At 62.7% G+C, this 24,936-nt stretch carries 22 protein-coding genes; 4 read left to right on the forward strand and 18 right to left on the reverse strand.

Annotation, left to right across the window (positions count from 1 at the left end; genetic code table 11):
- Positions 1-6 precede the first annotated feature (6 nt).
- The 13 genes from ACZXDY_RS22050 to ACZXDY_RS22110 all read right to left on the reverse strand — a co-directional run bounded on the left by ACZXDY_RS22050 (position 7) and on the right by ACZXDY_RS22110 (position 16,612).
- Positions 7-756 carry an SDR family NAD(P)-dependent oxidoreductase gene (locus ACZXDY_RS22050; RefSeq protein WP_028163157.1) on the reverse strand — a complete coding sequence of 250 codons (750 nt, stop codon included), beginning with the start codon at positions 754-756 and terminating at the stop codon, positions 7-9.
- The gene (locus tag ACZXDY_RS22055) at positions 749-3,151 is read right to left on the reverse strand and encodes a xanthine dehydrogenase family protein molybdopterin-binding subunit (RefSeq protein WP_464346927.1); all 2,403 of its coding nucleotides are present in this window, start codon (positions 3,149-3,151) and stop codon (positions 749-751) included. Before ACZXDY_RS22055 ends, ACZXDY_RS22050 begins: the two co-directional genes overlap by 8 nt.
- Positions 3,144-3,905: an N-acyl homoserine lactonase family protein gene (locus ACZXDY_RS22060; protein ID WP_028163155.1), complete on the reverse strand. Its 762-nt coding sequence runs from the start codon at positions 3,903-3,905 to the stop codon at positions 3,144-3,146. Before ACZXDY_RS22060 ends, ACZXDY_RS22055 begins: the two co-directional genes overlap by 8 nt.
- Positions 3,902-4,381 (reverse strand): (2Fe-2S)-binding protein, encoded by a 480-nt coding sequence (locus ACZXDY_RS22065; RefSeq protein WP_464346928.1) that lies wholly within the window; start codon positions 4,379-4,381, stop codon positions 3,902-3,904. The genes ACZXDY_RS22060 and ACZXDY_RS22065 overlap by 4 nt, the downstream gene beginning before the upstream one ends.
- Positions 4,378-5,247: an FAD binding domain-containing protein gene (locus tag ACZXDY_RS22070; protein ID WP_464346929.1), complete on the reverse strand. Its 870-nt coding sequence runs from the start codon at positions 5,245-5,247 to the stop codon at positions 4,378-4,380. Before ACZXDY_RS22070 ends, ACZXDY_RS22065 begins: the two co-directional genes overlap by 4 nt.
- 37 nt (positions 5,248-5,284) lie before the next feature.
- The gene (locus tag ACZXDY_RS22075; protein WP_464346930.1) at positions 5,285-6,058 is read right to left on the reverse strand and encodes an enoyl-CoA hydratase-related protein; all 774 of its coding nucleotides are present in this window, start codon (positions 6,056-6,058) and stop codon (positions 5,285-5,287) included.
- 483 nt (positions 6,059-6,541) lie between these two features.
- Positions 6,542-6,889 (reverse strand): YciI family protein, encoded by a 348-nt coding sequence (locus tag ACZXDY_RS22080; protein ID WP_464346931.1) that lies wholly within the window; start codon positions 6,887-6,889, stop codon positions 6,542-6,544.
- A 7-nt stretch (positions 6,890-6,896) separates the two neighbouring features.
- Positions 6,897-10,391 (reverse strand): indolepyruvate ferredoxin oxidoreductase family protein, encoded by a 3,495-nt coding sequence (locus tag ACZXDY_RS22085; protein WP_464346932.1) that lies wholly within the window; start codon positions 10,389-10,391, stop codon positions 6,897-6,899.
- 55 nt (positions 10,392-10,446) lie between these two features.
- Entirely contained in the window at positions 10,447-11,844 is a 1,398-nt protein-coding gene (locus ACZXDY_RS22090) for an FAD-binding oxidoreductase (RefSeq protein ID WP_464346933.1), read from the reverse strand.
- Positions 11,841-12,515: an ABC transporter ATP-binding protein gene (locus ACZXDY_RS22095; protein WP_464346945.1), complete on the reverse strand. Its 675-nt coding sequence runs from the start codon at positions 12,513-12,515 to the stop codon at positions 11,841-11,843. The genes ACZXDY_RS22090 and ACZXDY_RS22095 overlap by 4 nt, the downstream gene beginning before the upstream one ends.
- A 29-nt stretch (positions 12,516-12,544) precedes the next feature.
- Positions 12,545-14,371, reverse strand: a complete 1,827-nt coding sequence (locus ACZXDY_RS22100) for a branched-chain amino acid ABC transporter ATP-binding protein/permease (protein WP_464346934.1) — start codon at positions 14,369-14,371, stop codon at positions 12,545-12,547.
- Positions 14,368-15,408 carry a branched-chain amino acid ABC transporter permease gene (locus tag ACZXDY_RS22105; RefSeq protein ID WP_464346935.1) on the reverse strand — a complete coding sequence of 347 codons (1,041 nt, stop codon included), beginning with the start codon at positions 15,406-15,408 and terminating at the stop codon, positions 14,368-14,370. Before ACZXDY_RS22105 ends, ACZXDY_RS22100 begins: the two co-directional genes overlap by 4 nt.
- Positions 15,409-15,469: 61 nt before the next feature.
- Complete coding sequence (locus ACZXDY_RS22110; protein WP_464346936.1) at positions 15,470-16,612, reverse strand: ABC transporter substrate-binding protein; 1,143 nt, start codon at positions 16,610-16,612, stop codon at positions 15,470-15,472.
- Positions 16,613-16,801: 189 nt separating this feature from the next.
- On the opposite strand from ACZXDY_RS22110, the gene ACZXDY_RS22115 reads away from it, so the two are divergent.
- The 3 genes from ACZXDY_RS22115 to ACZXDY_RS22125 are packed head-to-tail and all read left to right on the forward strand — an operon-like array spanning position 16,802 to position 19,103.
- Complete coding sequence (locus ACZXDY_RS22115; protein ID WP_464346937.1) at positions 16,802-18,124, forward strand: phenylacetate--CoA ligase family protein; 1,323 nt, start codon at positions 16,802-16,804, stop codon at positions 18,122-18,124.
- Positions 18,125-18,156: 32 nt separating this feature from the next.
- A complete protein-coding gene (locus tag ACZXDY_RS22120) occupies positions 18,157-18,504 on the forward strand; it encodes an alpha-hydroxy-acid oxidizing protein (RefSeq protein WP_283806997.1) in 348 nt (115 codons plus the stop codon).
- Complete coding sequence (locus ACZXDY_RS22125) at positions 18,501-19,103, forward strand: TetR/AcrR family transcriptional regulator (protein WP_130222457.1); 603 nt, start codon at positions 18,501-18,503, stop codon at positions 19,101-19,103. The genes ACZXDY_RS22120 and ACZXDY_RS22125 overlap by 4 nt, the downstream gene beginning before the upstream one ends.
- 23 nt (positions 19,104-19,126) lie before the next feature.
- Here the strand turns inward: ACZXDY_RS22125 and ACZXDY_RS22130 are convergent, their stop codons facing one another.
- Complete coding sequence (locus ACZXDY_RS22130) at positions 19,127-20,308, reverse strand: NAD(P)/FAD-dependent oxidoreductase (protein WP_464346938.1); 1,182 nt, start codon at positions 20,306-20,308, stop codon at positions 19,127-19,129.
- Between the two features lie 241 nt (positions 20,309-20,549).
- Here ACZXDY_RS22130 and ACZXDY_RS22135 point away from each other — a divergent pair, with 241 nt between their 5' ends.
- The gene (locus ACZXDY_RS22135) at positions 20,550-21,314 is read left to right on the forward strand and encodes an alpha/beta hydrolase (protein ID WP_464346939.1); all 765 of its coding nucleotides are present in this window, start codon (positions 20,550-20,552) and stop codon (positions 21,312-21,314) included.
- Positions 21,315-21,338: 24 nt separating this feature from the next.
- On the opposite strand, the gene ACZXDY_RS22140 is transcribed toward ACZXDY_RS22135, so the two are convergent.
- Genes ACZXDY_RS22140 through ACZXDY_RS22155 form a run of 4 tightly spaced genes read right to left on the reverse strand, consistent with a single transcriptional unit; the run spans position 21,339 to position 24,834 of the window.
- Complete coding sequence (locus tag ACZXDY_RS22140; RefSeq protein ID WP_464346940.1) at positions 21,339-22,046, reverse strand: SDR family NAD(P)-dependent oxidoreductase; 708 nt, start codon at positions 22,044-22,046, stop codon at positions 21,339-21,341.
- Positions 22,047-22,082: 36 nt separating this feature from the next.
- Positions 22,083-22,916 carry an enoyl-CoA hydratase/isomerase family protein gene (locus ACZXDY_RS22145; protein WP_464346941.1) on the reverse strand — a complete coding sequence of 278 codons (834 nt, stop codon included), beginning with the start codon at positions 22,914-22,916 and terminating at the stop codon, positions 22,083-22,085.
- A 27-nt stretch (positions 22,917-22,943) separates the two neighbouring features.
- Positions 22,944-23,438, reverse strand: a complete 495-nt coding sequence (locus ACZXDY_RS22150; protein ID WP_208821112.1) for an aromatic-ring-hydroxylating dioxygenase subunit beta — start codon at positions 23,436-23,438, stop codon at positions 22,944-22,946.
- 31 nt (positions 23,439-23,469) lie between these two features.
- The gene (locus ACZXDY_RS22155) at positions 23,470-24,834 is read right to left on the reverse strand and encodes an aromatic ring-hydroxylating oxygenase subunit alpha (RefSeq protein WP_464346942.1); all 1,365 of its coding nucleotides are present in this window, start codon (positions 24,832-24,834) and stop codon (positions 23,470-23,472) included.
- Positions 24,835-24,936 lie beyond the last annotated feature (102 nt).

Raw genomic sequence — 24,936 nt, forward strand, 5'->3', positions numbered from 1 at the left:
CTCCTCCTATACCATCGAGTATCCGCCGTTGACGCTGATGACCTGGCCCGTGATCCAGCTTCCGGCATCGGACGCGAGCAAGGTGACGAGAGGTGCCACGTCGGACGGCAGTCCGAGCCGCCGGATAGCGTAGGCCTTGACCAGCTTGTCGCGATTGGCGTCCACCCACGTCTTCTCGTGGGCAGTTTCGATGAGACCGAGCGAGATCGAATTCGCGGTTACGCCCGAACGTCCCCATTCGCGGGCAAGCGACTTCATCAGCGCGATCGTGCCGGCTCGCGCCGCTGCCGCAAGCGCGAGACCGGACTCGCCGACCCGGGAGGAGTCGCCCATGATCGAGATGATGCGTCCGCGGCCTGACGCTTCGAGCAGCGGTCCAGCGCTGTGGGAGCAGTTCAACGCGCCGTAGAGGCAGGTGTCGATCTGCTTTTTCCAATCTTCAGGCGTGCTCTCGCTGAAGCGCTTGCGGAACACCAATCCTGCGTTATTGACGAGGATATCCAGGCCGCCGAAATCGCTCTTGATGTCCGCAACCATCTTCTTGACGACGTCAGCATTGGCGATGTCGGCCTGATAGGCCTTCGCCTTGCCGCCAGCCCTTTCGATCTCGGCGACGACGCCTTCCGCTTCGGCCTTCGAGCTGTGGTAGTTGACGGCGACGGATGCTCCGCTTTCGGCCAGCATCTTCGATATCGCGGCGCCCACGTCCCGACCACCTCCCGTCACGAGGGCGACACGTCCTTTGAGATCACTCATCTGCTTTTTCCTCTTGATTGAGCTTGGCCTGTTCCATGAGCTTGAAGATGCGCTCTGGGGTCATCGGGAGAATGGAGACGTCGATATCGAGTGGCGACAGCGCGTCCGCGATCGCGTTGGCGATAGCGGCCGGGGCGCCGATCGTGCCGCCTTCGCCCATTCCGCGGAATCCGCCTGCCACCGCGGATTCGCTTTCGACATGGATGACATCCATGAGCGGCACTTCGGGCGCGGAGGGGATCACGTAGTCGACGAGGCTCGCGCTCAGGAGCTGGCCGTCGTCGTCATAGATCAGCTCCTCGAACAGTGCGGCGCCGATGCCTTGCGCGACGCCGCCGTGCACCTGACCGTCGACGATCATCGGATTGATGATCCGTCCGCAGTCCTCGGCAACGACGAACTTGAGGATCTTCACGAAGCACGTCGTCGGATCGATCTCCACCGCGGCTATGTGGGTAGCCGCCGCGGTGGTGCCGTTGATCGGGTCGTAGGTGTAGCTCGCGGTCAATTCTTCGCGGGCCTCGACAGGCAACGTCTTCATGTCGGAATAGACGGCCTTGGCTATCTGCCTGAACGACACTGCGCGGTCGGTGCCGAGGACGATGGCCTTCCCCTCCGCGACTTCGATGTCGTCCGCATTGGCCTCCAAAAGATGCGAGGCGACCCGCTTGATCTTTTCCTGAAGGATTTTCGAGGCATGCTTGGCGGCGCCGCCGCCAAGCACCGCGCTGCGGCTCGCGTAGGTCCCGGTCGACATCGGCACCTCGTCGCTGTCTCCCTGGATGACGCGGACGTCCTCGAAGCGGGTGCCGAGGTCGTCAGCGACGATCTGAGCCAGCGTGGTCTCGAGGCCCTGGCCGTGGGATGCGACACCGAAGGCTGCGGTGATGGCGCCCGTCGAATCGATGGTGATCTTCGCCGTTTCCGAACCGGTATTGATAGGCATGCCCGGCGCCACAGCGATCCGCGACCCGATACCGGTCAGTTCCGCATAGGAGGCGATGCCAATGCCGAACAGCCGGCCCTGCTTGCGTGCCTCGGCCTGCTCTTTCCGAAGCTGCTCGTACCCGGCCGTCTCGGCGGCGGCGTTCAGGCATTCGATGAAGCCGGTCTTGTCCCAGATGATTCCGGAGGCGATCCGGTAGGGAAACTCGTCGGGCCGCACGACATTGCGGCGCCTGATCTCGAGAGGATCGATGCCGAGCGCCTTCGCCCCGAGATCCATCAGACGCTCGGCGACGAAGGTCGAGATCGGTCGACCGACGCCGCGATAAGGACCGGTCGGTGGCTTGCAGGTCGCAACGCCGCGCACGGCGCCCCGGTAGGATCCGATCTTGTACGGGCCGGGAAGGAAGCTGACGACCTGCACCGGCTCCAGGCCGCAGGTCCACGGGTAGATCGAGAAGGCGCCGACGTCCCCGAGTACGTCCGCCTGCAGGGAGGTCGCGACGCCGTTCGCGTCGAAACCCATCTCCGCATCGACGATCTCGGCAAAAGCCTGACTGCTGCTGCTCACGTCCTCCAGACGGTCTGCCGTCCATTTGATCGAGCGGCGCAGCTTGCGCGCCGCGATGCAGATGAAAAGTTCCTCCGGATAGAGCGAGCCCTTCGAACCGAAACTCCCGCCGACATCGGGCGCGACCACGCGCAGGCGGTGTCCAGGAAGACTGAGCGATTCCGAAATCGCGTCGCGGACGATGCCCGGAATATTCGACGACGTATAAAGCGTGACGGCGTCGCGCCGGCTTTCGTACTCCGCGGTGTAGCTGCGCGGTTCCATCGCGAGCGGCGCCTTGCGGGTCATTTCGAAACGCCCGCTCACCCTGACGGCCGCGGCCTTCAGATCGGCGGCGACATCGCCCTTCTTGAATTCGCGCGCGATCAGGATGTTGCTACCCGCCTCTTCGTGCAGTAGCGGCGCATCGTCGGCGACGGCCATCTCGGCGCGCGCAATCGCGCCTAGGGGATCGTAGTCGACCTCGATCAGCTCCAGGGCATCCTCGGCGAGATACCGCGAAGTGGCGACGACCGCGACGACGGGTTCGCCTACGTAACGGACCTTCTTGGAGGCAAGAGGCATAGTTGGCGTCGCGTAGTAGTTCGGCATCCGCGAGAACGGGATCACCGGCCTGAAGTCGTCCGCGATGTCCTCCGCCGTCAGCACAGCCATCACACCCGGCGCCAATCGCGCCGCCTCGGCATTGATCCGCGCGATCCGTGCGTGCGGCTGCCCGCTACGGAGGAACGCGAGGTGCAGCGGCCGGTCCGGCTTCCGGTCGGCCGTGTATTCCCCGTTGCCCGTCAGAAGACGCGGATCTTCAGTGCGCTTGATGGGCGCGCCGACGTTCTTCGGCCGCAGGACGTCCGACGATTGGGCGCGTCGATCGCTACTCATAGCCCGCGGTTCCCTTGCGCAGGCTTTGCCATTGCCGGTCGTCGTGCCCGCAAATGATGGTGGCGCCGCCCTTCTCGATCCGGCGGATCTCGTCGAAGGTCTTCATTTGCTGCTCGACGTTCCAGGTGTTGCGGGGCGCGACGTCGGTATCGAGATTTTGCCGCAGGCTGACGGAGTCCGACGCGAGCAGAAACTGCCCGTCGCGATCGAGACTAACCAGCGCACCAAGCGTGCCCGGGGTGTGGCCCGGCAGCGGTACCAGCACCACGCTGGAATCGCCAAACAGATCCTTCTCCCCGCTAACCGCCTCGATCGGTTGCCCATAGTCCCAATCGGCCTTGAGATAGCCCGCAGCTTCGGCGCCCGGCGCCTTCGCGGCTTCGATCTCCCTGGCGTGGGCAAGGATCGTCGCCTTGCGAAAGAACTGGTTGCAGCCGCAATGGTCCGGGTGGAAATGCGAGTTCACGACGATATCGATGTCGTCGGGCCCGAGCCCGATGCATGCGAGACTCGGCAGCAAGGTCTCGTCCGCGCTCATCAGCGGCTTCATAACCTTGGCAAGCGGTCCCCAGCGGTCTTCTGCTTTGTCGACCACGGTCGGATGGCAGCCAGTATCGAAGAGTACGTTGCCCTGCTTGTGCCGGATCAGTGCGCTGCTGACGGGAAGATCGATGGTCTCGCTGCGGTCGGCGCCAGGCACGTATATGCTCTTCTTCATGCGAAGACGCCCGGCGGCGAGGAAGTTCAGTTTCATGGTTTTTTCTCCGAACGCATCGCAGCGGCGCTGCGGATCGCGGCGACGATGTTCTGGTAGCCCGTACAGCGGCAGAGATTTCCGGACAGCCCTTCCCGGATGTCCTCGTCGGTCGCGAGAGGATACTTGCGGAGCATGTCTTCGCCGGTCATCAGCATGCCGGCCGTGCAGAAGCCGCACTGAAGCCCGTGATGCTCGCGAAACTGGGACTGAAGGACGTTGAGTTGCTCGGGGGATCCGAGACCTTCGACGGTGACAATCTCGGCGCCGTTCGCTTGGACGGCCAGCATCAAGCAGGACCGCGCGCTGTCGCCGTTTACAAGCACAGTGCAGGCACCGCAGACGCCGTGTTCGCATCCAACGTGCGTGCCGGTGAACCCGAGCGTGTCGCGCAGGAGATCGGAAAGGAGTAGACGCGGTTCGACGTCCGAAACGTCGTACCTTTTTCCGTTTACAGTGACGGATATGTCGGTCATGGCGCTCGCTCCGTTGCCGCCAATGCCGTCTTCAGCGCACGCCTGGACAACTGTGCCAGCAGATGCCTGCGATACTCCGCCGAAGCGTGGAGGTCGTCGTTGGGCGAGACCTTCGAGACGACAATCTCCGAGAACCGGTCCGGAGTTCGGTCATTGAGCTCCATCGCGACGAGCTCTTGCTCAGCTTCCCTGAGGCGCAGCGGCGTATCGGCCACACCCATCACCGCGATACGCGCGTCCTTTAGCCCGGATTGTGCTCGGCGCACGGAAACAGCGATGCTCGCGAGCGCGAAGTCGCCGAAGCGGCGCGCGACTTCTTCGAACGCCCAGCCATCGTGATCGAGCACCGGAAATTCGATCTCCACCACGATCTCTGACGGCTCCAGACAGTTCGTCAGGGCGTCGACGAAGAACTCCTCGGCGGCGATGGTTCGGCGTCCCGCCGGTCCCTGAACTGAAATCCTGGCGTCGTAGAATGCCGACAGCATCGGAAGCTCGGCCGCGGGATCGGCATGGGACAAGCTGCCGCCGATGGTCCCACGGTTGCGGATAGCCAGATGCGCCACGTGGCGCATCGCCGCCGACATCACCGGCAACCTCGACGCGACGAGCGGCGAATGCTCGAGATCGCGATGACGCGTCAGCGCGCCGATTGCGATGCGGTCGCCTCGTTCCTCGATGTACGATAGCCCCTTGATTCCGTTTAGGTCGACCAGCACTGCGGGCCTGGCCATCCGGAAGTTGAGGAGCGGCAGCAGGCTCTGACCGCCCGCCAGCACCTTGCCTTCGCCGTTCGACGCGACCAGCGCTTCGATGGCGGCATCCAGTGTCGCCGGCAAAACGTAGTCAAACTTGGCAGGCTTCATCGGCCCTCTCCAAAGCTCGCTCCTTCCCTGTTCGGCCTTATTCGCCGCGAAACCGCGGAGGCCTTTTTTCGGCGAAGGCTCTTCGGCCTTCCTTAAAGTCCTCGCTGTCGGAGGCTTCGTCGATGAGCCGCTGCGCCACGGCCGGATCAAGCGCTCCCGGGTCCATCGAAAGGCCGTTCAGCATGTATTTGGCGCCCGAGATCGACAGTGGCGCGTTGGCCGCGAGCTTCGTCAAGAATTTCTCGACCGCGGCGGCGGCATCGTCGTGCAGTTCATCGATCAGTCCCATCGAAACCGCCTGTTCGGCCGGATAGCGGTCTGCCGAGTAGAGGATCCGCTTAGCGTTCGACACACCCGTCAGCGCCAGCAGGCGCTGCACGCTGTGCACGCCGTAGACGATCGAGAGCTTCGCCGACGGAATGCCGATCGTTGCGGTACGGTCGGCAAATCGGAAATCGCACGCCAGCGCCAGATGGCAGCCACCTCCCAGGCAATAGCCGGAGATTGCGGCCACGACCGGTTTATCCAATGCCGCGATCGCGCCCGAACAACCGTCGACTGCAGCCTCATAGGCCGCGGCTTGATGGCGGTCCTCCCTGATCTTTTCGAACTCGGAGATGTCCGCGCCGACCGAAAAGTCCTTGTCTGCGCCCTTCAGCACGACGCCGCGGACCTGGCGATCGTCGGCTAAGCCGGAAAAGATCCGGGCCAATTCGAGCCACATCGCAAGCGTCACCGCGTTCTTCACCGAGGGCCGGTTCAGGATAACGTGGACGATGCCGTCGCGCCGCTCGATGACAATCTCCTCCAACGCAACCTCTCTCGCGCCCAGCCGGTCGAGTTCCGGAATTTTTCCTCGCCGTTACTTGCATAAGTAGACTGATTTATTTGGCCGCGTCAAGTTGGACGCCGCAGATCATCTCCCTTCCCTTTCGGTCAGAACCCGTTGGCAGGTCGAGCTCGAAGCAGGTCAGGCAAGATTTATTCGCGTCGGCGCAAACGGAGCTTGAGATACGGAAATGATCGGACCCGGCGGAGGCGTCGAAAGTACGGCTACTCAGATCGAGCCAAGTTGGCCGGCTATCCGATTGGCCGCGTAGGCAGGCAAGCCATGGTCTCGCGGCTTTCGATCAAGTTGCGGCGGCCCGGCACGCCGTGAGGCATCAGGTACGCCCTTGGCCCGAGATGGTGTCGATGCCCGGCATCCTTGCATGCCGCCAGGATCGCCTTCAGCGCGGCTTGAATTTCGATAATACGCCACCTTCTTCCTGAGACACGTCCCACTGTGGGAGGATCAGCGAAGCTCAGACGAGGTTTGGCCCTGCGCCGATGCGAGAAGCCTCTCGAGAAAATGGGGATCTGTGTGCGGCACAAACCGATCGAACGCTTCGATCGTGACACTTTTGAACAGTCCCGCCCGCATGTACGGCTCGTTGGCAAGAAAGACTTCGACCGCTTCACGCGTCTCGTGACGCAGCATCAGAAACATGCCCTCGACGACAGCGCCATCGGCTGACAACAGGGCGCCGCCCTGCTCGAGCCAACGGCGGTTTTCGATCATGTAAGCGATATGCACGTCGCGGATCGCGAGACGCTCCTCTGCACCGCCGTTTCGGTAGAGGCCGCGGATGATTGTCAGCATGGCGGCCTCATGCGACATCCGTGATGCGACCTGGGGCCGGATTCCGAATTGCCTCGAACTGCTGCAGCAGCCGCTCCTCTTCCCGCTTCGCCATCTCCGCGTTCGCCCGCTTGACGTGACCGAATCCTCTTATTTTTTCCGGCAGCATTGCGAGCTTCGCCGCGATGTCGAGTGTAGCCGGCGACAGGCCGGCCAGAAGGCGGTCGACTAGCGCCTTGTAGTCATCGATCAGACGTCGCTCAAATCGCCGTTCCTCGGTATAGCCGAACGGATCGAACACCGTTCCGCGCAGGACACGCAAACGTGCGAGCACCGCGAAAGCACGCAACATCCAGGGACCAAATGTGATTTTCTGCGGCACCGCGCTTCCGGCGCGTGGCCGTGCCAGAAATGGGGGCGCGAGATGGAAACGGAGCTCGAAGTCTCCCTCGAACTGCTGCCGTAGCGCAGCGATGAATTCAGGCCTCGAATAAAGTCGGGCGACCTCGTACTCGTCTTTGTAGGCCATGAGCTTGAACAACGCGCTCGCAATGATCTTCGTCAAAACGAACCTATTGGCGTCCTTCAGCTTGTGCTGCTCCATCGCGGCGCAGTGAGCGACGAAAGTCTGATACGATGTCGCGTAGCTTGCGTTCTGGTACCGGGTGAGTTCGTCGGCTCGCCGGTCGACCAGAGCCTCCCAGCGCTCCGGCTGCATCAAGGTCACGGACTGGGTAGCGCATGTAGGGATCCCCTGTGCGGCGACAACACGACCGCAAGCAAATGCACGCTTGTTCGCATCCACCGCCACTCCGTTGAGGGTAATCGCCTGGATCATCGCGGCCTCGCTCACCGGGATCAGTCCCTGCTGCCAGGCGTGTCCGACCAGGATCATATTGGCGCCTGTCGTCTCGCCGAACTGCTCTTGAGCCAATTGCTGAGCATCGAAACTCGACACACTGTCCGCTCCGGCTGCATGACGAACTTTGGCCAAGAGGTCGTCGCGCCGTGGATCTGCATCTGGATCGCGGGTGAATTCCGCAGTCGACCCCAGATGGGTATTGACCAGGATGCGGGTCCTATCCTTCCGAACCGTCCCGAGACTGTCGGGCAGGCAACCGACGATGAGGTCGCCCATTACCACCCCGTCGGCCTCGCCCCAGTCGATGCGCGGCTGGTTGATCGCGCCGCCGCTTGCTGCGATCCGAAGGTGGCACATCACGGAGCCGCCCTTCTGCGCAAGCGCCGTGAAATCGAGCTCGGCCACCTCCAAACCGTCGAGATGGGCAGCCATTGCGATGATGGCACCAACCGTGATGATGCCGCTGCCGCCGACGCCGGCCACGAGAAGATTGTGCGGCCGCCCGTCAGGCAACTCCAACGATGGCCGCGGAAGGGAGTTGGCGTGAGCAATCCAATCCCGGCCTGACGCCGGCAGTTTGCGCAGCCCTCCGCCCAGAACGGAGACGAAGCTCGGGCAGAAGCCCTCAACGCAGGAAAAGTCCTTGTTGCACGACGTCTGATCGATCGCGCGCTTGCGGCCGAGATCGGTCTCAAGCGGCACGATCGAAAGGCAGTTGGACGCCTTTCCGCAGTCGCCACATCCTTCACATACGGCGCTGTTGATGAACATCCGTCGGGCCGGATCGGGGTATGCGCCCTTCTTCCTCCGCCGACGTTTCTCCGCGGCACAGGTCTGATCATAGATCAGCACCGTGACGCCCTTGATCGCGCGCAATTCGCGCTGGACCGGATCGAGATCGAGTCGATCATGGATGGTAACCCCGTCCAGCACCGTCCCCGCATAACGAGCGGTGTCGTCGGTAACGATCACCACCCTCTTCGCCCCTTCACTCGCCACCTGCCGCGCGATCTGAGGAACCGTAAGTTGGCCGTCGACCGGCTGGCCCCCCGTCATCGCCACGGCATCGTTGAACAGGATCTTGTACGTAATGTTGTGCCCCGCGGCGATCGATTGCCGGATGGCGAGATGACCGGAATGGAAGTAGGTGCCCTCGCCCATGTTCTGAAAAACGTGGGGCGTGGTGGTGAAGGCCGCCTGCCCCACCCAATCGACTCCTTCGGCGCCCATCTGGGTCAGTCCGGACGTCTGCCGATCCATCCAGCTCGCCATATAGTGACAACCCACTCCGGCAAGGGCGATGCTGCCCGCGGGAATCCTGGTGGACGAGTTGTGCGGGCAGCCTGAGCAGAAGTATGGCAGCCGCCGCATGCCGTCCGCCGCATTGCTCAACGAAACCGACCGTTCAAACAGGCCAAGCCTGTCGCTAAAGGCGAGGTCTGGCCGCACGTTGGAGAGCCAGGCCGACAGCGGCGGTGCAAGCGAAGAAGAACGATGCTGGCCAAGCGCCGTGATAAGGGGCGATCCATCAAGGCTACCGCGCCCGGAAACGCTCGGCCTGCGATCCGCAGGCCAGTTGAAGATCGCATCCTTGATCTGTCCTTCAACGAGGTTCGCTTTCTCCTCGACGACCAAGATGTGTTTCAGTCCATGCGCGAACTGCCCCAAGCGGTCGCGATCGAGCGGAAATGTCAGACCTGGCCGCCAGATTCTGACGCCCTTCTCCGCCAGAGCCTGCTGCGGCAAGCCGGCGCGCTCAAACACTTCCAGAACGTCCTTCGCGTTCTTGCCAATGGCAACAATGCCGATGTCAGCGCCTGGTGCGTCAACCAGCATTCTGTCCAACGGATTTGCCCGCGCGAACGCAGCGATCGCTTCCAGGCGATGAGCAATTCGCAGTTCAATGGCAGGGGTCAGAAAATCGCGGGTGGCATATCCGAGACCGCCTTCCGGAAAGCCGCCTCGCGACGGTACCGCAAAGCGCGGCAGCACGGGAACGGCGAAGCCGCGGCTGCTCTCCACCGTTTCGGAGATCGCCTTGAAAGCAACCCAGGCACCGGAAAAGCGCGAAGCCGCCCAGCTCCACAGCCCAAATTCCACATATTCGTCTACGCTTGCCGGATGAACGATCGGAATTCCCCATCCCATCAAGGACATGTCACTGGCGTTCGGGATCGAGGAGGAGGTGGCGGCATGATCGTCGCCAACCACGAGGACAACACCCCCCTTGACTGAAGCACCAGCGGCATGGCCGTGCCGGATAGCGTCACCAGCGCGATCAACGCCGGGGCCCTTGCCGTACCAGAGGGCGAATACCCCTTCGACGGTCCGGTTTGGATCGTCTGCGACCCGTTGTGTGCCGGAGACGGCCGTCGCGGCCAAATCTTCGTTGATACCCGGCAGAAATCTGATGTCGTGATCTGCTAATGCGGATTTCGCCCGCCACAACTCCGTGTCCACGCCGGCGAGCGGCGAGCCGCGATAGCCGCTGACGAAGCCTGCGGAATGGATGCCATCGCGCCGGTCCGCAAGCCGCTGCATCACCAGCATGCGGACGAGCGCCTGCGTGCCCGACGCAAAAACACGCCCTTCGGTTTTGGTGATCGCATCATGGAGGCGATAGTCGAGATCGACGCGGGTTGCAGTTTCGCGAAGGGTCATGATGGATTGCTCTTTTTCGACTGTTCAGTACTCATGAGGCACCGCGCGATCGACGTCATTGATAGGGTTGATAGTCAGCGACGCGCAGGACCTTTCCGGGATTCATGATGTTGCGCGGATCAAGCGCACGCTTGAGCGAAGCGAGCGCCATCATCGCCGTCCCTCGCTCGGCAACAAGGTAATCCATCTTGCCGGTACCGATGCCGTGTTCGCCGGTACACGTTCCACCAACGGCATGGGCTCGCGCGATCATGCGGGTGTTCAGCTCCACGATCCGGCGCTTCTCGTCCTCGTCCTCGGGATTGACCAGAACGCAGAGATGAAAGTTGCCGTCGCCGACATGACCGCACAGCGGCGCAATCAGATCGAGCTCGGCAACGTCTTGGCGGGTCTGGGCGATCACGCCAGGCAGCTCGGATATCGGCACGCAGATATCGGTTGGTACTCCCCGCGATCCGGGACGGAGCGCCAGCGCTGCCCACCAGACGTCATGGCGGGCTTGCCAGAGCTTTGTCCGGTCTTCGGTCGCAGTCGCCCATCGGAATGTGCCACCGCCGAACTCCGTCGCAATCGCGGTCATCAGGCCGACCTGTTCATCGACCGCCAGCTGCGTCCCATGAAATTCCAGAAACAGCGTCGGCTGAACGGCAAGATCGAGCTTCGAATAACGGTTGCACGCCTCGATCTGCAGCGCGTCGAGCAATTCCGCGCGTGACAGCGGGATGGCGCTCTGCGTTGCAGCGACGACGGCCGACACTGCCGCCTCCACGGTTGGAAAGGTGCAGACCGCCGCCCCGATCTGTTCCGGGATCGGTGCAAGCCGCAACGTAACCTCGGTAATGATACCGAGCGTACCTTCGGCACCGACAAACAGACGGGTCAGGTCATAACCGGCGGACGATTTCCGCGCGCGAGAGCCGGTCTCGATCAGTTGGCCGTCGGCCAGCACGACGCGTAGCGACATCACCAGTTCGCGCATGGTTCCGTAGCGCACCGCGTTGGTGCCCGACGCACGGGTCGATGCCATCCCCCCGATCGAGGCATCCGCTCCCGGATCGATCGGAAAGAACAGTCCCGTGTCCCGCAGGGCGGCGTTGAGCGCCTTGCGGGTCACCCCTGCCTCCACGGTGCAATCGAGATCGGCAGGCGACACCCGGACGACACGGTTCATTTGCGATAGGTCGATCGTGAGCCCGCCATGCTCAGCGCTGATCTGCCCTTCCGTCGACGTACCGGTGCCGAATGCCACCACCGGACACCGATAGCGATGGCAGATAGTGACCGCATCCACGACGTCCTGCGTCGAGGCCGGAAACAGGACCGCATCGGGCGCGACCGTCACGTGCGAGGTGACGCTGCTCGCGTGATGGCTGCGGATCGCGGCGGACGTCGACAACTTGTCCCCGAACCGCTCGCTCAGCCTCGCGATCGCATCTGGTATGGCGCGCTTCATCCCACCTTGCCCATCTGTCGCTCATCCGGATTTGATGGAGTCGCTGCCGACATTCCAAGGTAGGCGTCGATGACGCGGCTGTCCGCAGCAACATCCGCAGCTTTCCCGGCCAATTGAATCGCTCCGCCTTCGAGCACGTAGGCACGATCGGCAAGACGCAGCGCGGCGCGCGCGTTCTGCTCGATCAGGAGAATCGACACGCCTTCGTTTTTCAGCCGTGCGATGATCCGAAACATTTCCGCGACGATCAGCGGCGCGAGCCCGAGGCTTGGCTCATCGAGCATCAGAAAGCGCGGCTTCAACATCAGAGCCCGCCCCAGAGCCAACATCTGGCGCTCCCCCCCGCTCAGTGTGCTGGCCTGCTGATTTTGCCGTTCGTCGAGGCGAGGAAAGAGACGAAATATGCCGGCGAGTCGCGCGCGCATATCGAAGCGTGGTTCCATCCGCGCTGAAAACGCGCCGAGTTTGAGATTGTCGAGCACCGTCATCGGTCCGAACAGGTCGCGCGTTTCCGGTACCACCGCATTGACCAGAGAGGTCTTGCCAGCGCCGTTCGGTCCGATAACCGCAGTGACCTCCCCCGCCCGCGCTTCCAGCGAAACGTCCAGCGAGATCCGGGCGCGGACCCGCGCCTCGATCGACCGAGAAGCCTCCGGCCATTGCGGGAACACCAACCGACCGCCAGACGGCACTAGTCCCATCATTGATCGCGGTCAGACGGCCATAGCGGACCACAAAACGCTCGAGCTGCAGTAGGACCGTCATGCAGCGACTCCCAGATACGCTTCCTGGACACCGGTATCGGCGCGAACCTCCTCGGGATCACCGAATGCGATTCGGCGCACATCACCATCAGCCGATCGGCCAGGCGGAAGACGAATTCCATATCGTGTTCAACGAGAACGATGGCGAGGCACTCGGCTCGCAACCGGACCAGCAGCTCCGCAAGCAATGTCTTTTCGTTCGCGCGCAAGCCGGCGGCGGGCTCGTCGAGCAGCAGCAGCACCGGATCGGCCGCCAGCGCGCGTGCGATCTCCAAGATCCGCTGATGACCGAGGGACAGCGTCCCGGCAAGCTCCCACGCTCTGTCGCCGAGCCCGACACGGTTGAGAAGGTGCTGGGCCCAACCCAATAGCTGCCGCTCCTCGCGAGCATCGAGTCCCAACGACGCAGCCACAATTCCGCATCGGCCGAGATGAGTGGCGCCAATCGCGACATTCTCAATCAGGCTCATCTCCGGAACCAGCGCGGCGTGCTGAAATGTCCGCGACAGCCCACGCACGCACATGTCGCGCGCGCTCACGCGTGCCAGCGGCGCCCCGAGGAAACTCAGCTCACCTCCGCTCCGCTGCAAGCCACCGCTGATCAGGTTGAACAGGGTGCTCTTCCCTGCCCCGTTCGGACCCAGAACGCCGAGAATTTCGCCACTTCGAACATCGAAGCTGACGTCGTCCACTGCGACGAGGCCGCCGAACATCCGCCGCAAGCCGATCGCAGTCAGGACCGGCAGCCCCTGATCGGGCCTGCCCCTCCTGCTCGTCAACGTGACGGGTGCAACCGGAGCTCGAGGCGGCATATGGGATGCGACCACCTGCTGCAGGAACGGCCACAGGCCCTTGCGCGCCTTGTGCAGCACGATGATCATCAGCGCGGCGAAGACGAGCAGTTCAAATCGTGCCGTCGCCCCGAATAGAGGCCGGAGCAGGTCCTGCAGCTCATGCTTGATGACTGTCACCAGCCCGGCACCGACCAACGCCCCCCAGACCTGCCCACTGCCGCCGATCACTGTCATGAACAGATAGTCGATACTGGCGTTGAGACCGAAAGGCGTCGGATTGATGAAGCGTTGCACGTGCGCGTAGAGCCAGCCTGCCAGCGCGGCGACCACTGCCGCAGCGACGAATGCCAGCAAGCGATGCCGTTGCGCATTCGCTCCGAAGGTCTCCGCGATCGTGCTTCCCGTACGGAGCGAGCGCAACACGCGGCCGCAACGAGATGCCAGCAGCCGCCGGCACCAGGCAACGGATAGCACGAGCGCGACCAGGACAAGGCCGAAGGCCTGCCGCTCGGATCGCAACTCAAAACCACCGACCGTGACCGGTGGGATTCCCGTCATTCCGTTGAAACGGCCGAACGCATCGGCGTTTCCGATTCCAAAATAGAAGCTGATGCCAAAGCAAAGTGTCGCCAGCGCGAGATAATGGCCGCTCATTCGCACCGTAACCGCGCCGATCAGGGCAGCGGTCGCCGCCGCGCCGATCGTCGCCCCGGCAAGACCCAGCCAAGGCGACAGCCCGAACTGCGTCGACATACAGGCCGAGGTATACGCGCCGAAGCCGACGAAGGCGGCCTGTCCGAAGGAAACCATGCCCGCGATCCCGGTCATCAGCACCAATCCGGTGCATACGATCGACGCGATCATCACGTAGGTGGCCACCGACACCTGATAGGCCGGCAATACGAGCGACGCGAGGGCCGCAACTGCAACGGCGATGAACGGCGCGAGAGCAAGGAGCCGACCGATCATTCGATTCCATCCTCCGCGTGGGGATTGACCACCGAGCGCCAGAACAGGATCGGGATGATCAGCATGAAGACGATGATATCGCGATAGGCGCTCGCCCAGAACGAGGCAAAGGACTCCACCGCTCCAACCAACACGGCACCGGCTGCCGCGAGCGGATAGATCGCGAGCCCGCCCACGATGGCGCCGACAAAGCCCTTCAAGCCAAGAATGAAGCCAGAATCATAGTAGAGCGTTGTCATCGGGCCCACCAGCAGACCCGATACCGCTCCCACGAAGCCGGCGACGATGAAGGCCGTGCGCCCGGCTGCGGCCGCGCTGATGCCCACGATCTCCGCGCCACGGCGGTTGTATGCAGCCGCCAGGAGTGCGCGGCCACGCAACGAGCGATGAAAGAACAAGTAGAGCACGAACACGAGGACGATGCTGCTGGCGACCACTCCGGCCACCTGCTGCGAGATCAACTGTCCGGCGAACGAAAGCGGCGGACCGGAGAAACCTTGCGTCCGCACTCCCTCGGCCCCGAACACCTGCAAGCCGATACTGTTCATTCCCAGATGAGTTGCGATCGCCGCAATCAGGAGCACCAAGGGCGAAGCAGACGCGATCGGCTGGAACACGATCCGATAGATCACCGGACTGATGCAGGTGACCAGTGCGCATGTGACCGCCATCTTCCACAGGAGTGGTGCATCCTTCGGGACCAGCAGAACAGCCACGAGCGCAACGGCGACCGGCACGACGCCGAACTGAACGATCGATCGGACACAGCGCGCGCGATCGCGCCGTGCGCCTGCCTCCAGCATTTCAAGTGACAGCGCGATGGCGGCCCCGAACAATAAGATCCACACCGTGCCTGGTATGGTCCCGGCATCAAAGGCCGCCAGGGTCAGGGCTGTAAAGGCGACCAGATCCCCTTGCGGAACGAAGATCACGCGCGTCACCGTGAACACGAGGACGAGCACTGTCGCAAGCAGGATGTAGATCGCGCCATTGGCGATGCCATCCTGCAGCAGGATCGCCGCAACATCCGCAGTCATGGCAGGGCTCCGCCGTCGGGCTCACGCCTCAGCACAGCCATCGAATGAAGACGTCGGGATATCATGGGACCAGCCGCCAGCCGCCGTTGACGATCTGTGTCATGACGCGCGAGCGCTCGTCGAGACCGAGGTGATCGGTGAACGACATGTTGTAGACGCCGTTCGGACCGGCGACGTCACTGGTCGCTTCAATCGCATCCCGCAACGCAATTCGAAACGCGTCTGTCCCGGGCTGCGCCTTGACCGCGGCTGCCGCGATCGCCCTATCGAGGATAAGTTGCGCATCCCAGAGATAGGCCGCAAAGGTCGAGCGGGCTCCTGCTCCGGGGATAGCCTCATAACGGCGGACGAAATCGAGCGCCGCGGCCTTGGCCGGATGGCCATCCGGCAGCTGCTCGGCGACCAGCACCGGTCCCGCCGGCACGAACGTCCCCTCGAGGTTCTTGCCACCAATACGCAGGAAGTCGTTATTGGCGACACCGTGTGTCTGGTAGACGACACCCTTGTAACCCCGATCCGCGAGCGTCGTCTGTGGCAACGCTGCCGGGGTGCCGGACGCCGCAATAAAGATCGCGTCGGGACTTTGCGACGTGATTTTCAGAATCTGCCCGAGCACGCTGCTGTCGGTTCGCTGGTAACGCTCGGAGCCCACCACCTTGATGCCGGCCGCCTCGGCCAGCGCCGTCATCACCTTGATCCAGCCTTCACCATACGCATCGTTGAACCCGATCAGCGCTAGCGACTTGATGCTCCGACGCTTCATATGATCGAGCACAATGGACGCCATCTGGGCATCGCTCTGCGGGGTCTTGAATACCCAGCGCCGCCGGTCGACCGGCGGCTCGACGATCAAGGCGGATCCGGCCAGGCTGATCATCGGCGTCCCGGTCTCAGCGACGATATCCAGCAGCGCGAGCGAATTCGGGGTCAGGCTCGGACCGACGATGACGTCAACGCGGTCCTCCGCAATCAGTTTGCGGGCGACCGTGACTGACGTCGAGGCGTCCGACGCATCGTCCATCAGAATGTAGCGGACATCCTGGCCGCCGAGTTTCGGCGGCAGAACACTTACCGTCCGCTGTTGCGTCACTCCGACGGATGCCGCCGGCCCCGTGGCGGACACGATGATTCCAATCCTGACCTCGGCCAGCGCAGGTGCGGCCCACGATACAGCCGCAACAAGTGCAACGATCAGCTTGTTCAATTCGACCTCCTTGAACGTTGTTTCCTCCGCCGGTTCGATCGGCTGGTTCCCTTGACGGCCATCCTTTCGGTGGCTCGCATATCTCGTTGGCCCTTTACTTAGACCAAACGTTCGGTCTAAGAAAGGGAAAAATTACCGTGGTTTCCCAACACACGGGTGCCAGGGATGAATTCGCAGGAGGAACCCGGGATGCTTCACCCCGATATCGAATGCCTGGACTATCCGGCCATCTGCCGCCTTCAGCAGGAGCGACTGAGCAAGCTTGGCCGACGCCTCAGCGAGCGGCCGGACTGGGTCGCGCATTTCGCGGCCGCCGGCATGAAGCCCTCGGACCTCGCCGCCGCGGACGGGCTCGAGCATGCGCCGCTGCTCGACAAGTCCGCCCTGCACAGCCGCTATCCATTCCCGTTCCTGGCCGCGCCGATGGACTCGGTGCGGAGATTCACGGCAACCTCAGGGACGACCGGGCTGCCGGTCCTATTCGGCATGACGGAGCACGACTATGGTCAGCTCCTGCCCTATCAGATGGCACGGATCCTGACGGCCGCTGGCGTGCAGCGCGGCCAGCGCGCCTATCAGGGCTATGGCTACGGTCTCTGGATCGGAGGACCGGCACTCGATATAGGTTTCGCGGCGCTCGACTGCACCACGTTTCCGATCGGGCCCGGTCGCGGCGAACTCGTGGTGAAATGGCTGCGCGACCACAGCTACGACGTCGCCTCGATGTCACCACTTTGGCTGATGTCGCTAGTCACCACCGCCAAGCAGATGGGCATCGATCCCAAGGCGGAGTGGACGATGAAGCTCGCCATTCTTGGCGGACAATCAGTATCTGCCGAATTCCGCAACCAGCTGGAAGCGGAAATGCCGGAAGGCTTCGTGAGCCAGAACATCTACGGCACAACCGAAGCCGGCGGCCCGGTGCTGGCGATTTCCACCCCCTTCACCCATGACGAGGACGAACTGCAGCTCATCAACGAAGATACGATCATCACCGAGATCCTTGATCCGGTGACGCTTCGCCCCGTTGCCCCTGGCGAGGTCGGCGAGATTGTCATCACGACGCTGTGTCGCGAAGCCTCGCCGGTCGTGCGCTGGCGCACGCGCGACCTGGTGCGGCTGTCGACCTCGCCCTTCGACTGTCGCTCCGGGCGAAGGGGCATGCGCAAGATCGGGCGCATCATTGGCCGCAGCGACGACATGATTAAAGTCAAGGGGGTCATCGTCTTCCCTTCGCAGATCGAAGACATCATCGCCGCGACGCCAGGAACAGTGAAAGAGGCCTGGCAGATCTATGTCGACAAGGAGCGCATCACGATCGGAACGATGTGCATCGCTGTCGAGGCGCAACATACGGCCGGCCGCCCCGCCGAACTGATCGTTGCGGATATCAAGCGCGAGGTGCGCGCCCGTCTCGGCATGGGCGTTGACGTCGAGTGTCTCCGGGAAGGGACCTTGCCGCGCTACGAAGCCAAGGCGACACGGGTGCTGCATCGTGCCGAGCGCGCCTGACAGGAGGGCGGCGGCCTTCAGACATGTAGCGGATTCCGGCGCGGGACGGACATCATCAACCGCGCGCGCTCAGCGCGAACGCGGTCCTGATGGGACGCAACACGCTGTACGGTGCCGGCGCCGCCGGCGAAGCCGGCATCGCCCATGTCATCTCGATCCTCGGGACCGAGCTGGAGCGCGCCATGACACTGCTCGGCACCGCGCGCCTGAGCGATATCTCAGCCGAGCATGTCCGCTATCTCGGCACCACCCCATCTGCCACTGATCGCTGCCACGCCTGGACGGTGACGAGGCGGCGTCAAACCGGTCGCAAAATTGCCAAGTCAGCCACCGGGCGGTATAGTCCGATCGTTCGGACGATCATTTCAGGACACCTGTGACACGACCTCGCTCCCCTGACTACGACTCCATACAGGCTTCGATCATCAAGCAGGCAGCTGGGCTGTTTGCAAACCGCGGCTATGCGGCGACATCGATCGGCGATATCGCAGCCGCGTGCGACTGCTCTAAATCCCGCCTCTACCACTACTTCGAATCGAAAGAAGCTATCCTCGTCTTCATGCTGACGGAACATGTCGACAAGCTGCTGGCCGGCTGCGACGACATCCTTTCGGGACGCGAGGATGAGATCGCCTGTTTCCAGAAACTGATCAGGTTTTTCCTCCAGATCTATTCCGTCTCCCGTGACAAGCACGTGGTGATGCTGACCTGCATGGAGTTCCTGCCCAACAACGTGAGAAAGGACGTCATTAAGAAACAGCGCCAGCTGATCTCGATCGTCACCGACATGCTGGCGAAAATCCGCCCGGAGCGAGCGAAGGACGAGGCGAGCGCCCATGTCGATGCGATGCTGTTCTTTGGCATGATCAACTGGACATATACTTGGTTCAAGCCGGACGGCCGCATGATGCCTACTGATCTTGCCGACCGCTGCGTCAGCCTCTTCCTCGATGGCTACAGGAATTCGAGAGTATTCTGATTTCACCCGGGCCTCGCGCGCCTTTACGGGAGCAGACTGCGGGGATCAAACGCTCGATCGGTAAGCTTCGACGGATCGACGTTGATCCCTTGCGACAGCAGCTTTTTCGCCACCATGAAGGTACGGGCGTCGTTGATCGAATCCACCGCGACTAGGCGCCCTTCCCGGTAATACCAGTTGGATAGGCCACGATCCGTGTCGCGTGCAACGACCTCGGTATAGCCGCGATTCCAGCCGGCAATCTGCAGCTTGGCATCATACTGGTCGGACCAGAACCAGGGCACCGGTGCGTAAGGCGCGGCCTCGCCTAGCATGTCATCAGCGACCGTTTCAGCCTGTTCGATAGCGTTCTGAACGCTCTCGAGGCGGATCAGTTCGCCGCATAGCGGAAACCGCGCGCAATCCCCCGCCGCCCACACATCCGCAGCCGAGGTACGGCCGTGCTCATCCACCAGGATGCCGTCCGCTGTGTCGATACCCGCACGCGCGGCGAGCTCCGCATTGGGCAGAACGCCGATGCCGACAAGCACCAGATCGGTTTCAAGGCGCTCACCGGAGGTCAACTCCGCTTCGCGCACGGGGCCGCCGACCACCCGTCTCACCGCACATCCCTCGACGATACGAACGCCCTTGGCGTAATGAAGCCGGCGGAAGTATTCTGATGTTGCCGGGCAGACGGCGCGTTCCAGGATGCGGGCAGCGCTTTCGACAACGGTGACACGAAGGCCTGCTTCTGCGGCGACGGCGGCCGTCTCCAGTCCGACGAAGCCACCTCCGATCACCAACAGCCTGCGGCCTTTCCTGAAGTGGCGCTGCATGCGCTCGGCATGGTGCAGCGAGCGGAGCTCGCAAACGTTTTCCAAATTGCTGAGCCAGGATGGTAACGGCCGCGGCGAAGCGCCAGTGGTCAATGCGAGCTTCGTCCAGCCGACCGAATCGTCGCCGCGCCCGAGCGTCCGGCGCACCGGGTCGAGTGACGTCACCGCGCGCCCAGCACGGATGTCGATGTCATTGTCGCTCCAATAGGATGGCGAACGAAGCAGCAACCGCTCCCTTTCCCACTCTCCGCTGAGATACTTCTTCGACAACGGCGGACGCTGATACGGGGCCCAGGGCTCATCACCATAAATCGTGATCCTGCCTCGAAACCCCTTAGTGCGCAGCCGGATTGCCAGGGCGGCAGCGGCCTGCCCGCCCGCCACCACCGCAACATGTTCCTCCATGGCCCGAGGTCCTATCGTTTATTTATAGATCGAACGTTCGAACTATGTATTGTGCTTTCGTGGATTGCAAGCAGACGATGGGTGGTTGCATGAACGACAGGGATGATCTCGAAGCCATCAAGAGCCGTATCGTGGCGGCGGTCGCTTCATGGCGTGTGGCCGCCTCGCTCTGACCTCCATTCGGGAGAGCTTTGATGCCCTCTTTGCCGACGGTTCCGAAACCTTGGGTGAAGCGATCCATATCGGACCCATGGCGGCCGCGTGGATCACGCCACCCGGAAGCTGCACAGACCGCGTCGTGCTGTTCTGCCATGGCGGCGGTTTCCAGGTCGGCTCGCTCCGCTCCCACAGCAGCTTGATGGTGCGCCTTGCGCGCGCCAGCGACGCACGCGTGCTCGGCTTCAATTACCGGCTCGCCCCCGAACACAAATATCCCGCAGCGGCCGAGGATGCGATCTCAGCCTATCTCTGGCTGCTCGGCCAGGGCCTGCCGTCGTCGCGCATTGTCGTCGCCGGCGATTCCGCCGGCGCTGCGCTCGCCATGAACATCGCGCTCCGCGCACGTGATATGAGCCTGCCGCTTCCGTCCGGCCTGGCGCTGATCTCGCCCTGGCTCGATCTGACCATGCGTGGTGCCAGCTATACGAGCCGGGCCGCCCTCGATGTCTTTTCAAAAGCAGCGCAACTCGCTGCGATGGCCCGCGCCTATCTCGGCCGCAACGGCAACGCATTAGCACCATCAGCCTCACCGGTCGATGCCGACCTTGCCGGGCTGCCACCGATCCTGATCCACGCCGGCGACCACGACATCACGCTCGACGATGCCTTTCTACTGGCGGCGCGGGCGCGGCAGAGCGGCGTGGACGTGAAGGTGCGCGTATGGGACCACATGTTCCATCATTTTCAGATGTTTGGTGAGTTACGGCAGAGCCACGAATCGCTGACCGAACTCGGTCGCTTCGTTGCAGAACGAACGAGCGGCCGCTGATCCGTTACGCGCGGCCCCTCCGGCTCAGCAGACACCACACCCCATGCCGCCGGACACGCCCAACACCTCACCGGTCACGAACGATGCGGACGGCGAAGCAAAGAAGGATACCGCCGCCGCGACCTCATCCGGTTCGCCGAGACGCCTCAGCAGCGTCAGGCTTGCCATGTCGCGTCGCAGCTTGTCACCGAACTGCGCGATCGCCTCCTCGACCATCGGAGTACGGATTGGTCCCGGCAGAACGGCATTCACTGTGATGCCGTACCGGGCGTTCTCCCTCGCAATCGACCGGGTGAATCCGATCACCCCGGCCTTGGCGGCTGCATAGACCGCCCCGCCCTTCGAACCGAGCCGCCCGGCTTCCGACGCGATGTTGATGACACGGCCATAACCCGCCCGTTGCATCGCCGGCAGGACACCGACGGTGAAGGCGAATGTGGCTTCCAAGTTCACCGCGATCAGGCGGCGCCAATCTTGCGGGCCGGTTTCGGTGAAGAAGGCGTGCTGATCGACACCGACATTGTTGACCAACACCTCGAACGGACCTCTCTTGGCAACGAAGCGCGCAACGGCGGCACTGTCCGTCGCGTCGATCGCCTCGAAATCGGCGCCGATCCCGCCGGCGACCACCCCGGCGCTTTCCGCGTCGAGGTCACAGAGCGTGACTGCGAAGCCGTCGGCGGCGAAGCGACGACAGATGGCCGCCCCGATACCCCTCGCGCCGCCGGTCACGAGAGCCCGCTGCAAGCGCCCTCCCGGCATCTTCGATCAAGCTCCGGTAAAATTCGGCGTGCGCTTTTCAAGCACGGCCGCCAAACCTTCTCGCGCATCAGCGGTGGACGACAGCTCTGCCACCGTCCGCGCCTCCTCGGGAAGGCAGGACTCGACGCTGAGGCCGATCCCGCTCCAGAGCAGCCGCTTGGCGGCCGCACTCGCCCTGGGAGCGTTGGCGGCCAGCCTCCCGACGAGCTTGCGCGTCTCTCCCGCGAGCCCATCGTCAGGAACGATACTGTTGATCAAACCAATAGCCTGGGCTTCCTCGGCTCCGAGCACGCGGTTGGTCAAAACAATCTCCGCGGCCCGCCGGAAACCCACCAAACGCGGCAGGATAACCGAGGCACCACCATCGGGCGCCATTCCGACCCGGGTGGCGCCCGCCATGAACCTGGCGGACTTCGCCGCCACGACGAGGTCGGACGCGCAGACAAGACCAAGCCCGCCCCCGCCTGCCGCATAGCCCTGCACTTCACTCACCACCGTGGCGTTCAGGCGGATCAGTCCACCCACAGCCATCTGCAGATAAGCCGTCACTGTGCGCAGGAAGTCACCCAGCGCCTCTCCCTTGGATGCGAACTCACGCACATCTCCGCCGGCACAGAAATTCGCTCCGGCACCTCGTACATGTACGACGCGCACGCGCGGGTCACCATGGCAGCGCATCACCGCCTCGTGGATCGCCTGCATCATGGCGATATTCATCCCGTTCGAAGACTCAGGCCGGTTGAGGGTCAATGTCGCGACATGGTCAGCATAATCCAGAAGAACCGGTCCTTCTGCGACCCAGCACTCGTACCCCACGGCCGTCTTGAGCTCTGAAGTCATGTTCGCCTCCGTCGTTCGCCGCGACACTCAAATGAGAAAGGACAGGGTGAAGATCGGCTTGTGGTTGTTCACAAGACCGACCTTTTTCCGCACAAGCTTGAAACCACCATCTGTGATCCGCAGGCGATATTCATTGCGTGACGCCCAGAGGGTTTCGCCGCGCAGGTTATCCTCGAAGATGAACGCATTCGCCCTCACCTCGATCTCGTCACCGACCCGAGTGACGAGTTCGACATTCGAGATGATCCGCGCCAGCTCCGACCTCGGCGTCTGGGTATGGCGGCGCCCGGTCTTGAGCTGATCAATACGCACGCCAATACGCGAGCGGTTATCGTAGATGATCGACATCTGCCGCTCGGGATCGGTATCCGATCCATTGGCCGGCACCCAGTATGTCGCATCGTCCGCCCATAACGCCTCCCACTCGTCATACGCATGGGTGTCCTGAAGGCGGGCTTCGAGAAACAGAAACTGCTCGACGCGTCGTAGAAGATCCGTTTGTTCCGCTTCGAGATGCAACATCGCGGTGGATGTAGACTGCGGCATACCAACCTCACGCCGTCATCAGTTCGGTATAGTGACGCCAGATGGCGCGTTGCGGCACCTCGTCGGTCGAATGACCGATGCGGTAGCCGTTTTCGTCCCGGCGCTCGCGATGCAGGCCGCGTGTTAGCGTGACCCATTCAGGGTCATTGATCACTGCACCGCGATGATTGCGCTCATACATCTCAGTATCGTCGGCAAGCAGCAGCCCGGCCGGGCCGACCGAGCCCATGGTCTGCTGGCGCAAGCGCCGATTGAGCTCGGGCGCTCCCTTGAACTGTAGCGCGGTGACATGCTGGATTGTCTCGTCGACGGCGATCGGCTGCAGCACGAACAACTGGATTTCGGCGATGAACAGATTGGGGAAAATCATGATGTGCGGCGTCCCGTCGATCATGATCCTGCGCGCCCGCTCAGTGCCATAAGCCTGCTCCATCGCCTTCACGTATTGCGGAAAGCGCGTCTCGCTGGTGCCGAACCACTCGAGCGGCTTGCCGATCCGGCGCCACTCCGGCCGCAGGTCGAATTCGGTGTGGCCATTGCCGAAATCACGCGTGAGCGCGGTGGACTGCGGACCGTAGAGCTTGCCGATGCCACTGTCGGTAACCTGGAACACCGACCCGTGGACGAACGCCGGATGGTAGCCGTCCGTCTCGTTCTCGAGCATGAACTTCCAGTTCGCTTTGGTACGGTGCTGCAGGAAGCCTGCGGTCAGCTCGAGTTCGCCTTCGGGCGAGTTTTCCAACAGCTGGTCGATCGAGGCGGTCGCACCGCCGAGGTGTTCCTCCAGAGACGGCCCCTCGTTCGCGAAAGATCCGAAGACGAACCCCCGGTAGATGCCGACGCGCGGCACCCTGCCGAGCGAGAACCCCGACTTGTCTGCATCGCCGTAGCCGTCGGCATAGGCATAGCCGATCAGATCTCCCGTATTGGCGAATGTCCAGGAATGATAAGGGCACGTGAACGTGCCGCGGTTGCCTTGCCGGTAGGCGCAGAGCTGATTGCCGCGATGCGGACACTTGTTCAGAAGTAGACTGATCTTGCCATCGCGATCGTGAACCATCAGCACCGGAGTCGACCCGATGGATTTCGTCACATAGTCGTTTTTATTCGGGACCTCGCTGATGTGGCCGACATAGACCCACGTCCGATGCCAGATGCGCTCCAGTTCCTGCTCAAAGATCTGCGGGTCGTGATACACCACACTGCGAACCCGCGTCGGTTCAATCAGCGTGCGATAATCCAGGTTTGGCGACTGACCAGACATGACTCCTCCCTTTAACCTCCCGCGCCTCTTTCTTAGATCGATCGTTCGGACTATTAATGGCACCTGCAAGAGGGCCGTGTCAAGCAGCTCCACCAAGCCGCCGAACATCGTGATGTCGCCGGCATAGCAAAATGCTAGAGCGTGATGTTTTTATACGGAAACATATCCTGAGTTTTTGAGATAGTTGGCGCACTCCTCGGGTGAGAAGAG

The sequence above is a fragment of the Bradyrhizobium sp. LeoB3 genome (genome assembly GCF_055456055.1).

Bases quoted from the DNA above. Each gene is read 5' to 3' on its own strand.
- ACZXDY_RS22050 (WP_028163157.1), bottom strand. From the start codon at position 756: ATGAGTGATCTCAAAGGACGTGTCGCCCTCGTGACGGGAGGTGGTCGG.
- ACZXDY_RS22055 (WP_464346927.1), bottom strand. From the start codon at position 3,151: ATGAGTAGCGATCGACGCGCCCAATCGTCGGACGTCCTGCGGCCGAAG.
- ACZXDY_RS22060 (WP_028163155.1), bottom strand. From the start codon at position 3,905: ATGAAACTGAACTTCCTCGCCGCCGGGCGTCTTCGCATGAAGAAGAGC.
- ACZXDY_RS22065 (WP_464346928.1), bottom strand. From the start codon at position 4,381: ATGACCGACATATCCGTCACTGTAAACGGAAAAAGGTACGACGTTTCG.
- ACZXDY_RS22070 (WP_464346929.1), bottom strand. From the start codon at position 5,247: ATGAAGCCTGCCAAGTTTGACTACGTTTTGCCGGCGACACTGGATGCC.
- ACZXDY_RS22080 (WP_464346931.1), bottom strand. From the start codon at position 6,889: ATGCTGACAATCATCCGCGGCCTCTACCGAAACGGCGGTGCAGAGGAG.
- ACZXDY_RS22085 (WP_464346932.1), bottom strand. From the start codon at position 10,391: ATGACCCTTCGCGAAACTGCAACCCGCGTCGATCTCGACTATCGCCTC.
- ACZXDY_RS22090 (WP_464346933.1), bottom strand. From the start codon at position 11,844: ATGAAGCGCGCCATACCAGATGCGATCGCGAGGCTGAGCGAGCGGTTC.
- ACZXDY_RS22100 (WP_464346934.1), bottom strand. From the start codon at position 14,371: ATGATCGGTCGGCTCCTTGCTCTCGCGCCGTTCATCGCCGTTGCAGTT.
- ACZXDY_RS22105 (WP_464346935.1), bottom strand. From the start codon at position 15,408: ATGACTGCGGATGTTGCGGCGATCCTGCTGCAGGATGGCATCGCCAAT.
- ACZXDY_RS22115 (WP_464346937.1), top strand. From the start codon at position 16,802: ATGCTTCACCCCGATATCGAATGCCTGGACTATCCGGCCATCTGCCGC.
- ACZXDY_RS22145 (WP_464346941.1), bottom strand. From the start codon at position 22,916: ATGACTTCAGAGCTCAAGACGGCCGTGGGGTACGAGTGCTGGGTCGCA.
- ACZXDY_RS22150 (WP_208821112.1), bottom strand. From the start codon at position 23,438: ATGTTGCATCTCGAAGCGGAACAAACGGATCTTCTACGACGCGTCGAG.
- ACZXDY_RS22155 (WP_464346942.1), bottom strand. From the start codon at position 24,834: ATGTTCGGCGGCTTGGTGGAGCTGCTTGACACGGCCCTCTTGCAGGTG.